Source organism: Curvibacter sp. GW821-FHT01G03 (genome assembly GCF_059422285.1).
In genome coordinates this window covers 58,118-71,089 of the sequence record NZ_JBWKWP010000008.1, presented here as the reverse complement: position 1 = coordinate 71,089, position 12,972 = coordinate 58,118, and the positions used below count along the sequence as shown (strand labels likewise).

General features: G+C 63.7%; 12 protein-coding genes. 7 read left to right on the top strand and 5 right to left on the bottom strand.

The features are described 5' to 3' along the window. Positions 1-17: 17 nt before the first annotated feature. The 4 genes from sctE to AC07VS_RS12990 are packed head-to-tail and all read right to left on the bottom strand — an operon-like array spanning position 18 to position 2,763. The gene (gene sctE / locus AC07VS_RS13005; protein WP_494751136.1) at positions 18-1,145 is read right to left on the bottom strand and encodes a type III secretion system translocon subunit SseC family protein; all 1,128 of its coding nucleotides are present in this window, start codon (positions 1,143-1,145) and stop codon (positions 18-20) included. Continuing rightward, positions 1,142-1,672: a SycD/LcrH family type III secretion system chaperone gene (locus AC07VS_RS13000; RefSeq protein ID WP_494751135.1), complete on the bottom strand. Its 531-nt coding sequence runs from the start codon at positions 1,670-1,672 to the stop codon at positions 1,142-1,144. Before AC07VS_RS13000 ends, sctE begins: the two co-directional genes overlap by 4 nt. 15 nt (positions 1,673-1,687) lie before the next feature. After that, positions 1,688-2,434, bottom strand: a complete 747-nt coding sequence (locus tag AC07VS_RS12995) for a hypothetical protein (RefSeq protein ID WP_492347709.1) — start codon at positions 2,432-2,434, stop codon at positions 1,688-1,690. A 38-nt stretch (positions 2,435-2,472) separates the two neighbouring features. Continuing rightward, positions 2,473-2,763: a hypothetical protein gene (locus AC07VS_RS12990; protein WP_492347710.1), complete on the bottom strand. Its 291-nt coding sequence runs from the start codon at positions 2,761-2,763 to the stop codon at positions 2,473-2,475. A 209-nt stretch (positions 2,764-2,972) separates the two neighbouring features. On the opposite strand from AC07VS_RS12990, the gene AC07VS_RS12985 reads away from it, so the two are divergent. Next, positions 2,973-3,434 carry a type III secretion system chaperone gene (locus AC07VS_RS12985; RefSeq protein ID WP_492347711.1) on the top strand — a complete coding sequence of 154 codons (462 nt, stop codon included), beginning with the start codon at positions 2,973-2,975 and terminating at the stop codon, positions 3,432-3,434. A gap of 15 nt (positions 3,435-3,449) precedes the next feature. Continuing rightward, positions 3,450-6,755, top strand: coding sequence for an AarF/UbiB family protein (locus AC07VS_RS12980; RefSeq protein ID WP_494751134.1), 3,306 nt, complete (start codon positions 3,450-3,452; stop codon positions 6,753-6,755). A 7-nt stretch (positions 6,756-6,762) separates the two neighbouring features. On the opposite strand, the gene AC07VS_RS12975 is transcribed toward AC07VS_RS12980, so the two are convergent. Further along, positions 6,763-7,242: a hypothetical protein gene (locus AC07VS_RS12975; RefSeq protein WP_494751133.1), complete on the bottom strand. Its 480-nt coding sequence runs from the start codon at positions 7,240-7,242 to the stop codon at positions 6,763-6,765. Between the two features lie 98 nt (positions 7,243-7,340). Between AC07VS_RS12975 and AC07VS_RS12970 the strand changes: the two genes are divergently transcribed. From AC07VS_RS12970 to AC07VS_RS12950, 5 genes are all read left to right on the top strand, one after another. Beyond that, positions 7,341-8,672: an alpha/beta hydrolase gene (locus tag AC07VS_RS12970; protein ID WP_492347714.1), complete on the top strand. Its 1,332-nt coding sequence runs from the start codon at positions 7,341-7,343 to the stop codon at positions 8,670-8,672. Positions 8,673-8,818: 146 nt separating this feature from the next. Next, positions 8,819-9,310, top strand: a complete 492-nt coding sequence (locus tag AC07VS_RS12965) for a hypothetical protein (RefSeq protein WP_494751132.1) — start codon at positions 8,819-8,821, stop codon at positions 9,308-9,310. Positions 9,311-9,322: 12 nt separating this feature from the next. Further along, complete coding sequence (locus AC07VS_RS12960) at positions 9,323-11,260, top strand: protein kinase domain-containing protein (RefSeq protein WP_494751131.1); 1,938 nt, start codon at positions 9,323-9,325, stop codon at positions 11,258-11,260. 139 nt (positions 11,261-11,399) lie between these two features. Then, positions 11,400-12,563 (top strand): TyeA family type III secretion system gatekeeper subunit, encoded by a 1,164-nt coding sequence (locus tag AC07VS_RS12955; RefSeq protein WP_492347717.1) that lies wholly within the window; start codon positions 11,400-11,402, stop codon positions 12,561-12,563. Beyond that, the gene (locus tag AC07VS_RS12950) at positions 12,560-12,955 is read left to right on the top strand and encodes a type III secretion system chaperone family protein (RefSeq protein ID WP_494751130.1); all 396 of its coding nucleotides are present in this window, start codon (positions 12,560-12,562) and stop codon (positions 12,953-12,955) included. Before AC07VS_RS12955 ends, AC07VS_RS12950 begins: the two co-directional genes overlap by 4 nt. The last annotated feature ends 17 nt before the right edge of the window (positions 12,956-12,972 follow it).

The window sequence follows — 12,972 nt, the reverse complement described above, 5'->3', positions numbered from 1 at the left end:
CCAATCCGTTTCGGCACTCAGGCCATCTGGGTGGTCATGAGTTGGGCTTGGGCCGCGCCGCGATCGGCCACCATGTCACTGCAGCGCTTCAGGCCATCGGCCTGGCGCTCAAGAATGCTCTTGAGCTCGTCGCTCATCAGTTCGAACATGGCCTGCATCTTGGCCAGCAGGGCCACCATGGTCTTGACCTCGGCCTTGGCTTTGGCGGCTTCATTGGCGTTGATGGCCGTGTCAACGCCGATGAGACCTCGTCCGATCGAGGCACCGGCATCGACGGTCTCGGTCCCGATCGTGGCCTTGCGCACGGTCGATTGCATGTTGACGAGCTTGCTGGCAGAGCTGGCCACCTTGGCGATGAGCGACACGGCCTTGATCACCAGGGCACCGGTGCAGATGCCGATGGCGATGTCCGTCACCAGGTCGACGCCCATCTTGATGTAGCTCTGCACCTCTTCGCTGGCCCCCACGGCCTTGGCGATGCAGGCCGCCAGTTGACCCAAGGTGGGGCTCCAGCCCAGGGGCGGCAGGCCCATTTCCTTGCGCACGTCCTCCACCATGTCCACCACGGCGCCCGCCATCATGTAGGTGCCCATGGCGATCAGCGCCACCCCGACCAGGGCGCCCACGCCGGTGGCGCAGGCCACCACGCCCACCACCACCGACACGGCGGCCACCACGGCCGTGGCGATGTTGCTGAGCCAGCCAAAGGCCTTGCCCCAGAAGCCGGGTTCGGCCTCCTCGGCCTTGCGCTGCGCGTCCTTGATTTTTTCCAGCTTGTCGGCATTGACGGCGGCCAGCCGTTCCTTCTGATTCTGGATGCCGGTCATGGTGACCTCGCCCAACTTGGTCTGGGTCTTGTCGAAGGTGGCGGCAGCCCAGGAGATGAGGTCATCGGAACTCAGGTTCTCGGGCAGGGCCTCGGTGTTGAGTGGGGGCAAGGGGATGGGCTGGGACGCCGCTGCAGCTTGGCCCACCGCGGGCTGGCCCAGTGCCTGGAGGGCCTCGGCCACGCGCTGCCGGTCCAGATCGACCGATTGGGTTTCGGTGGCTGCCTGGGCCGCCTGGGCGGCTGCGTCGGCCTCTTGTGAACCCCGCAGATTCAGCAGCCCCGGGGGGCTCAGCGGGCCTCCGATGGGGGTGTTCATGGTTGGGCCTCGGCAGCCGGGGTGGCGGGCCGGGCTTTTTGCATCAGGGCCAGCAGGGCGCTGGCGCGCTCACGCAGTTCGGCCTGGGCGGGGGTCTTGCACAGGCGCACCACAAAGCCCAGGGCCTCGCAGGCGTTTTGCAATTGCCCCAGGGCGGCCAGACATTCGGCCGTGTGGAACAGGGGCACCGGATCGGCGGCGTCCATCACCGAGGCCGCCATGTAGTAGCCCAAGGCGTCGGCATGCTTGCCCTGCATCTGCAGGGCCGAGCCCAGCGCCTGGCTGAAGCGCCGGTCATAGGGATTGTTCATCACCAGAAAGGCGAACACCTGGCCCGCAGGCTCGTACTGCCCGCGGCCATACAAGGTGTGGCCGATGCAGTAGGCGGCTTCGTAGTCCTGGGTGGTGAGCCCACGCAGGTCGCCGATGGTGCCGCCCGCGGCCAGGTGGGCCTGGATCCGGGCCAGCAGTTCGGGCGAGGGCGACGCGTCGGCGCCCGCTGGGGCAGAGGCTGTGGTTTGGCTCATGGGCGGCTCCGTCGCTCAGGTGTTGCGGATGATGGCCGAATGGGTGTCGTCGAACTTCTTGATCAAGGTGCTCAACAGTTGCTGGGTGTTGGTCATCTTCGTGGTCCACGATTGCAGGGCGATCTGGTCGAGTTGGGCGTCGTTGCCCAGCGCGTCGACCTTGGCCGAGACCTGTTGCTTCAGCGTTTCCAGCGCCCCGTAGCTGACCTCGCCCTTGGCCATGGCATAGGCATCGTCACGGCTCAGGCCCGCGTCGTAGGCGGTGCGAGCCGCTGCAATGTTGTCGCGGTAGATCTGCTTGGCGTCGTCCGGGATCTTCGCGGCCTCAATGGCCTTGAGGCGTTCGTCCAGACCGGCGTGGACATCGTCTTTCTTGTCGAAGCTGTCCAGTTTCTGGTTGACGGTGTCGCGGTTCTTCACGCTGGCGTCGGTGCCGCTCACCGCCGATTGGCCGTCGAAAGCCCCATCCACCTGCTTGCGGTAGGTGCTGCCGGAGTCATCGCGCTCGCTGGCCGATTTGGCGTCGTTGTTGAAGCCCTTCATCTGCTTGGTGATCTCGGCCTGCAGTTCGCCCATCGCCTTGAGCTTGTTGTTGCGCATCTGCATGTCTTCGACCTTCATGCGCACCTGGTTCTCACAGTGCTCGACCCGCTTTTGGACGACGGCAATGATCAGGGACTCGATGTCCATCGAACTGGTGTCGATGTCCTGGACCTGGCCCACGGGGGCCGCGTTGTTGGAGGTGATGCCGCTGGTGGCCATGTGAATTTCTCCTGAAGGGGGCAATGGGCCGGTGGTTCTCAGACCCGCAGGCCGCGTACCCGGACGCGGGGCGCGGGGCGAAGCAGGCCGCGCCGGGTGGCCTCGGCGTCGATCTCGCGCTGAACCTCGAGTTGGTCATCGGCGATGGCCTGGGCGGCTTGGTCCTGGCTCTCGGGGCTGTCGTGCTGGGCCAGAAAGGCCCGCAGGCGCTCCGGATCGATGTCCATCTCCTTGCAGAGCCCGTCCAGCGTGTGCCGCTGGGCTTCGGCGATCAGACGCTCCGAGCTGTCGATGAGGTCTTGGATCTTGGGGTCGATGGGCTCGCTCATGGTGGCAATCCTGAAGAGTTGGCAGGGTGTGGGTCGAACTTTGCCGCAAGCCGGCCGCTTTGCGCCGTCTTGGCCTGTGATTGACAGAAACTGACAGATTCAGCGCCCCAGGTCTGGCTTAAGGTCAGCACCATCGGGTCGCGCCTTCAGCGCCGGGCCGGGTCGGCAGCGCACGTGGCGCTGGATTTGATCAAGATGAAACCATCTCCATGTCCTACGACAACATGTTGGCCGAGGCCCTGTGCCTGTTGGGTGAATTCAGCGGGGGACCGTTGCCTGCTTTTGACGACGAAGGCCTGTGCGTTCTGGCGCACGACGATGGCTTTGGTGTCACCCTGTTGCGCACACAGGGCTCGGACATCCTGCTGCTGTCGGCGCAACTGATCGAGGTGCCCCAGGACGGGCGTGAGGCCTTGTTTGCCTGGTTGCTGCGCCTCAATTTTCTGGGCTTGGACACGGGTGGCGCGGCGCTGTCGCTCGATGAGGAAGAGCGACACGTGTACCTGTGCCATGGCGCGCCGCTGAGTCGGCTGGACGCCCCGGGCCTGGTGACGCTGATCGGCAACTTCATCGATGCCGCGGCCAGCGTGCGCCAGCGCCTGTTGGGCGAGGCGCCAGCGGTGGCCGCCGACGCGGCCCTGGTGCCCGGTGTGGGCTGGATTCACGGCTGAGTTCGGAGGGACACCATGCCAGGCATCGACCAACAGATTCGTGCCCGTGTCCAGGGCAACCTGGGCCAGTTGCCCAACCCGCAAGCCCAGGACACTGTGCTCAATGGCGGGCGTTTGCGTGTGCAGTACCAAAGCAACGCCACCCGGTGGTGCGGCCTGGCCAAGGTGGCTGCCGTGGCGTTCTTCCCGGTGGGTATTGTGGCCGCCCTGAAAGGCAGCTACACCCGGCGACTGGCCATCTGCAATGGCGTCGGACAGCCACACATTGACAGCGGTGTGTCGCGCACGGATTGGAAAATGCTGCTCCGGGTGCACCGTGATCGCCCCACCGACCTGGCCCCGACCAAAGAGGCGCACCTGCGCAGCGTGGCCATCAAGCTGATTGGCATCAGCGGGCAGGACTCGGGTTTGAAGTCGCTGTGGCAAAGCCCCGAAACCAGGACGGTCGATCTGCTGGAGCTGGCCGTGGCCTGTGTGGCAGACCAGACGGGCGAGTACCGGAAAACCGTTTTCTCAGCCTTGCGGGACGATGTCAAAGCCTCTTTTCAGCCGGCCCGCAGCGAACAGTTCGAGGCCATGCGCACCGATTTCCAGAACCAGCCTCAGGCGGTGCGTGAGCAATGGGTGGTGGGCGTGCCACAGCGCGCACCGGCCGAGGGGTTGAAATTGGGCGAGCTGTTGGACACCAAGAAAACCGAGCACTTGCAAAAGCAGTTCAACATCCGCCCTGAGCACTTTGACCAGGTTCGCCCCTTGATTGGCCGGCTGATGCAGATGCCGGCAGGGACACCCGACGAGCAGGCGTCCTGGTTGGGTCAAACCCTGGCTGCCCACCCGGAAGGGGCGCGGGTGTTGCTTCGCCTGCCTGAGCTGTTGGCATTGGGCGCCTTCGACGGCTTCGGCCCCCTGAAAGAACTGGTTGAGAAAGACCAGCCTTTGATGGTGGCCTTGCAGGATTTGCTGGGTTTGAAGTTGGATTTGCCGGGGGCTGGTGCGGGCGGCAAGGTGAAGTATCTTTTGGCTGCCGGTGTGTCGAATATCAAGGTGAACAACGAGCTCAAAGCCTTGGGGCACCGGCCTTTGGACCCCGCCAAGGTACAGGCCTTTGCGCAAAGGGTGGGTGGCTTTGCCACCGATTACGACTTCAGCACCTTCGCCGGGTACCTTGACGGCATGACCGATGAGCTGCCGCCTGAGATGGGGCAGTTTCTCAAAGAGGTGATGCAAAACTATTTCGCTTTGCAGACGCCGGCCGACAAAAAGCTGATGCTGGCCTCGCTGTATGAGCACGGCAACAGCACCGAGCCCATGGATCAGCTGGTGGCCTTGCTCAAAGGCGCGGGCCCCTTCATGCAGAAGATGATGCAGTCCATGGGGGCCGATGCCAAAGACCCGTCGGTCAAGGCCGCGATGAACCAGCTCAAGGAAAACCTCAACCCGCTGGACGCCGAAGAGCGCCGGGTGCTGCTGCACCAGGCCCTGGGCTCGCTGGTCAAAGATGGCAGCCAGGTCAGCGCCATCAAAGTGCTGAGCTCGGCCTCGGTGGCAGAAACCGTGGCCGTGACGCTCACTTCGCCCCCAGGGCCCGATGGGGCTGCCGGGGTGTCGCGAGAGCTGATCGTCAAATTGCGCCGTCCTGGCGTGGTGGAGCGGGCCGGTCGTGAGCGCGAAATTTTTGACACCATCGCCGGGCAGCGTGCCGCACGTGCTGGCGCGCAGGGCAATGACGCGATTGCGCGCTCGATGAGCTCGATTGCCGATCAGATCGAAAGTGAGCTTGACCTGCGGCTGGAGGCGAAAGAGATTGAGCAAGCCCGCGCCTATGAGCAACGCTCGGGTTTGCGCCGGGGCGGCCTTCGGGTGATGCACCTGGCCGAAGGCGTGCCCAGCAGGGCCGATTTTTTGATCTTGGAAAAAATCCCCGGGCAAAGTGTCAAAGCGGTCATCAAGACCTTGGAAGAAGTCGCCACCGCCCCTGCGCAGCCCCCTGAGGTGCTCGCCAAGGCGCGTGACCGCGCCCAGGACCTGTGTGAACGCTTGTTGCAGCTCAACAACGTCTGGAACCGCGAGCTTTTTCACCACTCGGGCTTCTACCACGGCGATTTGCATGCAGGCAACCTGATGTTTGCTGACGGTGCCGAGGGTCGCCCGTCTGAGCTCGGCATGATTGACTTTGGTAATGCGGCCACCTTGAGCAAGAACCAGCAGATCAACCTGATGCGCCTGAATGCCGCCAGTGATGCAGGGCATCCCCAACTTGCCATCGATGCGCTTCGGGCGTTGCTGCCTCCCCATGCCCAACTGCGCTTGGATCAGGTGCGTCCGATTTTGGTGCTCGAGGCTAAATCGCTGATGGTGAAAGAAGAATTCGGAACCTTGCATTTGGACGTGACCAGCGAGCTGATCAGCGCAGCCACCCGCTTGGGGATCGAGATCCCTGGGCTGGTCACTCAGGTGGGTCGATCACGTGGCATGTTGCAGGCCACTTGGACCCAGGCACAAATAGCCTTGGCAGCGCTGACGGACAAGCTTGGCCCCCCGGGGACCCAGCCTGTCTATGGGGTCGATGCCTTTGGCACGTCGACCGTGAAGGCCATCATGGGCAGCAGGATCGAGCTGGCCAGGCAGGTGGGGCTTGATTTCAGTGTGAGGGTCACCCGTCACGTCGATCGCCAAGCCATGTTCGATGAATTTCAGGATCACGACGCTTTTGTTGCAGCGAAGAAAGCGTACGAAGATGCCAGCGAAGCCCGCAGTGCGCTTGAGTCTGAATTGCAGGGAAATCTGACAGCCCATCGGATGGCGATCTTCGCGTTGATCCACTCTGCCTTTGCCGGATCGGACCCGCTTGACGATGCCCAGTGGGATCAGTGGGTCGGTCAACTCGCCGATCCGGGCTTGCGGACACCAGAGGACCTGGCGCAGTTCAAAGCGCTTTGCATGCAAGCAGACGCTCCCACCCAACTGAGTGAATGCGAGCGTTTCAGGCCCTGGTTACAGGCTCTGAACCCTGATTTCCTGGCGATGCTGGATGATTGGCAATCGACCGAAGTGGCATTGGCCAAATTGCCCTCAGAGGACCCGGCAGGCAAGGTACCGCATTGGCTTGGCCGAGTCTTGGACGCCGAGCGCAGCAAGTTGCTTCAAGCTTTGAACGCCGGGGCCCCGCGGGTGGCAGAGGATCGCCGTGAGGCCGTGCAGCAGGTGGTCCAAGGGGACCAGGCGTCGCGTGATCCATCCTTCGTCATGGTGTGGCAAGAAGACTTGGCCAATCGCCTGAGCCACCATGTGGCCAGCAATCAGCCCCTGCCTGCGGCCTGAGTGGGTCTCACACGCGCACCATGAAAGCCGGCGCCAACCCGCCTGCCAGCAAAGGTGCTTCGGCCCCTGTCTCCTCGTCATCGCCTGGGTTGCCTTCGGCGGCGCTTTGCAGCAGGGCTTGCAGCGACTGGGCGCGGTCCAGGCCGTCTTGCAGCAGGGCCTCGAGTTCGGCCAGTGTCAGGCCCGGCAGGGCTGCGCTGCGGCTCAGGCTGAAGTGTTGCTCGGCGTCCATCACGATCTGCCAGTCGTGCTCAAAGCGCGCCAGCTCGTTGACCTGCAGCACCAGGCTCAGCAGCGGCACCGTGAGCGGGGCGGTCAGTGGGGCCATCTCCACTTCGGCCAGCAGGCGCTCGGGGTGCAGCGGGTGGGGCAGCAGCAGCACGGTCAGACCCTCGCAGCTGAATTCCAGGCCCAGGGGCGCGGCGTCGGCCACCATGCCATGGCTGGCGGCCAGTTCTTGCATGAGGGATTCAAACGGGGTGCTCATGGAGGGCCTCCGGCAGGGTTCAAGGGGTTCTTGGGGGGACCCCGGCAGTTTAAGCGCCACAGGTTTGCCTGCGGCAAGGTCTTCAGAGGAGCTTTCACATGGCAACGTCCATCACATCGCTGCAAGGGCAGGCCGTTCATGGCCTGGCCGGGGTCCGGCAACTCGACAGCGACAGCGCGCTCAGAGTGCTGAACCAGATTCAGACCCAGATCAATGGCAAAAGTGGCGTGCTCAAACTGATGCATACCCAAAGCCAGCGCCCCGGGCAGGCCATGGTGTTCGAGCGCAAAAGTTGGTACCAGGCCATTGCGCGCCGCGACAGCAAGATGGCCGACACGGCCCAGGCTTTGCAAAACCTGTACCAGCAGGCCGGCCTGTCGCCCGCAGCCCAGAATCAGTTGAAGCTGTACCTGCAAAAGCATGGCAACCGGGTGGGGGGGCGCGGGCTGGCCACCTTGATGCAGGATCACCTGGTGCAGGGCACCAGCGAGCGCCTCGTCAAGCAGGTGCTGCCCAAAGAGGGCAACAACAACCTGCTGTTGGGGGATCAGCTATTTGGTACGAGGGACGAGCGGCGCGCACCGTCCACGGGCCCGGGCTTGGCTCGCATCAGCCAACTTCAGCGCCAATGGGGCCTCAACTTAGACCCCCGCTATGTGATCCCGGCCGGGGGGCGCCACACCACTGAGCTGGTGGGCATCAGCCGCTCAGCCAACGCGCAGGGGGGCGCTGCTCTGGACACCAGCCAACCGATCGTGATTTTTTTTGGAGGCTCGCATGGCCATGTGCATGACTACGGCTACCCGGCCGCCGAGGCGGCTGGCCCTGGGGTGGCCGGTGGTTTGAATTTTCTCGCAGTCGATTACCGGGGCTTTGGCGCCAGCGGGCATGGCAATCCCACGCCCAAGTCGATCACTGACGATGCGATGCGGGTCTATGAGCATGTGAAGGGCCTGGGCTTTCGGCCTGATCAAATCATTTTGCGCGGCTACTCCCTGGGGGCGGCGGCGGCCGGTCGGGTTCATGCCCACGCTCAACTCATGGGCGAACAGTTGATGGGCGTGGTTTATGACCGGCCCATGGCCTCGGCGCCCGATCGGGCGGCGGTCGATTTCGGGTGGCTGGGCAAACAAGGGGCCAAGGGCGCCGTGGGGCAATTTGGGGCGGAGCGTTACCTCGATGTCGTGCGTGACAAGGGCCCCAGCGAAAAGTGCCCGGTCTATGTGGTGGCCGACAACGAGCCTGAACTCGGCCCCCGGGCGATGCAAATGGCGGCCGAGCGCCAACTGCCTCTCATGCGACTTGCAGAGGCTCAGTTCCCGGGCTTTCGAGATCCCGATCAGCCCGTGCTGGGGGGGCATGAAGACCACGCCAGCGCCAACCAGGCTGTCGGGGCCTGGTTGGAGCGACTGGTTCAGGGCGGGGTCTGAGCACTGCCCAGCGCTTCAAGTGCTGCCGGGTTGGGTTTGCTTCAGGGTGTGCGGCCGGTCCGCCCCTGGAATTGACAGAAACTGACAGATTGCCAGCGCCCAAGCGGCATTAAGGTCGGGCATCGCCTTTCTCTCCCTTCCCGGCCATGAACACCTCTGCTGCTGCCACGCTCACCCCTTTTCAACGCTGGATCACCGAGGCCATGGCCGCCGCAGGCCAGCCCGTGCCGCCCGAGGTCGACCCGCTGGGCCTGGAGTTTGAAGCCGAGGGTCGCATGGCGCGGGTGATCCCCCACGCCGACGAGTCCCTGGCCGTGATCGAGGTGCAGGCCTGTGCGCTGCACGAGCTCGGCGAAGAGGCGCTGGCCGCCCTGGCCCTGGACCTGATGCGTCTCAACCACGAGGCGCGCTTTGAGCATGGCTGGGTGGCGGTGATCGACGATGAAGACTGGCTCAGCGTCAGCACCACGGTGGCCGTGGCTGCCACCCTGGGCGAGGCGCTGGGCGAGTGCCTGTGGGATGGTCTGGCACGTGCCACCCAGTTGCAAGCCGTGGCGCAAAGCCTGCAAAGCCCCGAGGTGGCGGCGGTGCAGGCGCCGTTGCCTGCCGAGGCCCTGGGTCAGTTCATTCGCGGTTGAAAGGAGCACACCATGCCCGTTGGAATCACGGCCCGGGGCGGCGCAGACTTCATGCGCCATGTGCAGGGCCTGACACAGGATCAAGCTCTCAAGGCGCTGAACGATATCAAGGCCCATCTGTCCAAACCAGGCAAAGCCGATGGCGTGTTGTCTCTGGCCTATCGCAGCAATGCAGGCAAAGAGTTGGAACTCAGGCGCAAGAGCGGGTTTCGGCTGTGGGGGCGGGGTTTGGGCAACCAGCGTCTCAACGACACCCGAGAGGCCTTGTCCACCTTGCTCAAAAGGGCTGGCTTGGACAGCGCTGAAGCCCGACTCACCGCGTACCTCGACAAGAAAGGGAGCCATGCCAACCGAGTCCAGGCCTGTGAACTGTTGGCATTGCTGGGCCCGCCCTCGAATGAGGCGCTCGCTGAGCCTGAGTCGGAGGCCACCCAAAGCCCAAGCTATCAACTCTACGACCAAGCCCAGGAGCCTCCGCAGCCTGACTTGATCAAGAGGCCTGCAGACGATTTCCAGCCTTTCGGTACCGCGGTGGATGACTCACTGATGGCCCCGGAGGACGGGGATTGGCGATTGGATGTGCACGAGCGCCCGCTTGTCCTGAACCAGTCGCCCGCAGAACCTGTCCACCCAGGGGGGCTTTTTGAGCAACTTGCCCAGGGACAAGACCATGACATTGAGCCCGATTTCATGGCGCAGGCCCTTCAGAACGCCCATGAGTTGCAGGCCGAGCCTTTGCTTGAAGAGCCGACTCAGCCGCCATCCCCAAGCCCTGTTGTGTTGCAGGCCAGCAGCCTCAATGAATTGGCAGCTGTGGCTCAAATTGAACTCGGTCGGGTTCTGGGCTCAGGTGGGTTTGGTGTCGCGCGAGAAATCAAAATCGCCGGGCAAGCGGGGGGTTTTGTACTCAAGACTTTCAAAACCGGTTCAGGGGCTGGTGCAACCCTGCCTCTCTCTTCGGTCCGAACCAAGGTCACCAACGAGGCGATCGTCACGTTTTTGAACAGCAACAAAGAGCCTGGCTATGCTGCCGAAGTGAGTGTGGTCCAGCCCAACTATTTTTGGGTGAAAACGGCCCATCACCAATATCAAATGTTGGCACCGGGTCAACTGCGTCAGTTGATCAAATCAGCGGGGGCGGGCGACGTGGCGTGTGCGGGCTTGATCATGCCCAAGGCCGAAGGGCAAGAGTTGAACTCGCTGCTCAAAAGCAAATCACTGGCTGCGGCAGAGCGGCAGTTGGTTATCAAAAATTTGCTGGGCTCAGTCAAAAGCCTCAATCGGCGCGGCTTTGTACATCGGGACTTGAAACCTGAAAACCTGTTTTTCGATCCGATGACAAAAAAGATCTCGCTGATTGATACCGGCATGTTGCACAAAACCAGTAAAAAAAGCCCTGCTTCAAGGTTTGTCAATGGAATGGCGGGTACCAATGCTTATTTGCCAGAGAAAGCACTGAAGAGAGAAAAATACGGCACAGAATCAGATCTGCACGCCACGGCTGTCATCGCCATGCAAATGGAAATGTCGCCAGAGTTATTCACGTCTTTCAAGCAGGCCTTCAAGGACGTGGTAGAAAAATCGCCTCAAGCATCGGGTGCTGATGCCAGCACCATTTCAGCGGGCTATGCCGTCAGATTAAAAAATCAAGCGTCTTTTGAAATGGATAATGCCTTGAAAAGGGCCAATGTTTTTCATCGCCTATTCTCAAGTGGGAACCTCAAGTTCAGTAAAGAAGCATATCAAAAAAAGATGAATGAATATGAAAAGAAGTACGAGCACATGAAGCAGTTGGTAGCCGTTATTGACAAGCCGAGCCCGATGGTGAGTTGGGCGCTTGATGCGATGGATGCGGCCAATCAGCCTGCTGATCGCTGGGCCGATCGAAACTGGGCACAAGGCCAATACCAACAATGGCTGGACGATCCCCGCCTCAGCGCCGTCGCCTGAGGTCGCACCCATTCGGTTCAGCACGCCATGCGGGGGCATTGACAAGAATGTCTGCCGACCTGGACCCCACGACCCGCCCCCCCAATTGACAGGTTTGGACAGGTAGCGGGCGCTTGTTTGAGCTTATCGTGAACAGGCCATGCACCACCCCTCAGCCCTCAGCTCGCACCACCGCCCGACCGGCCTGGGCCATGCCCCGGTTCAGCAGCGCGCGGCCACTGCTGCCGCAGGGGGGGCGCAGACCTTGGCGCTGGCGGTGCTGGAGCCGATGTCGCTGTTGTCCGATTCGGCCGACGAGCTGAGCCAGAGCCTGTCGTCGCGGGTGCAGGAGCGCTCGATCAAGGAGCGCCGCGTGGGGGCCGGCCCCAACGCCGACCTGGCCTTGACGCGGGCGCGGCTGCAAGAGCTGCAGCGCCTGATGCAGGGCGCAGGCCAGTCAGGCGGCGGCAAGCCCGGGCCCGAACACGAGGCCGAGTTGCAGGACCTGGCCCGCCGCGTGTTGCGTGACCCGGGCCAGGCGCGCCAGCAGGCGCAGGCCCGAGGCGACGAGCCGTCGGGCCAGTACCTGAGCTTGCTGGAGGTGGCCTCGCTGATCCGTGATGGCGTGGCTGGTGCCGACCCGGGCGGCCGGGCATTGGCCCAGGTGGAAGAGGCGGCGGCCCAGTTGCTGGCCGAGCATGGCGATTTGATCCGGGCCGACATGAACTCGGCCGATGCGCTGGCCGCGCTGGCCACGCCCGAGGAGGTGCAGGGCTTCCGCAGTGCCTACCGCGACGCGGTGCTGGCCAAGCCCGATCTGGCCTCGACGCTGCGCCATGTGCTGGACACGGCCTCGGGCGGCGGGGCCGACGATTACATGCGGGTGCTGGACACCCTGCGCAATGCGCTGGGTGCCGACCTGGCCGCTGAGCGCCCCTCGGCCGAGCGGGCGCGGCTGCAGAACCTGGTGACCGACCTGTTCCAGCTCAAGGTGATTGCCACCGTGGTCGAGCAGGGCGGCCGACTGAGCCAGACCCTGGCAAAGCGCCATGCGGTGCCGCCGTTCAAGGGCACGCTGATGGCGTCTGAGCTGGTGGCGCTGACCGGTGAGCGCTGGGTGGATGCCAGCCGCTTCACCCGGGTGGCCGAGCGCTGTGGTGTGGCACGCCCGACCGCGTGTGTGGTCGATTTTCTGACCGGCCTGCGCACCGGGCTGCGCGACCTGCCGCCGCAGGTGTTTGCCTCGTCCGAGGCTCGGCAGTCGCTGCTGGACGCGGCTCAGCAGGCCATCGATGCGGCCATCGACCGCGAGGAAACCGAATGAGTGCAGAACAAGCCGTGGCGGAGTTCGGCCAGCTGCAGGGCCTGGAGGGCCTGAGCCTGCACCCCGCAGGTCATGTGCGCCTGGGCCTGCCTACGGGCGACAGCCTGAGCCTGGACCTGAGCCGCACCCACCTGGTGATCAGCCTGGTGGCGCATTGCCCCCATGTGCCGACCCCGGCCCTGTTGCAGGCCCTGCAGGCCTGTGACCTACGCCACAGCACGGGGCGTTGGCCCATCCGGGTGGGGCTGCATGGCCAGGGACAGGACGCCTGCCTGGTGCTGGCCTTGCGCCTGCCCGACCAACACGGCCTGGGTGGCCCGGATCTGCAGCAGGCCGTCGAACAACTGATGCAGTGGCACGCGCAGTGGCGCCACGCCGCCCAGATCGGCTGACGCACCCGGCGCGCCCC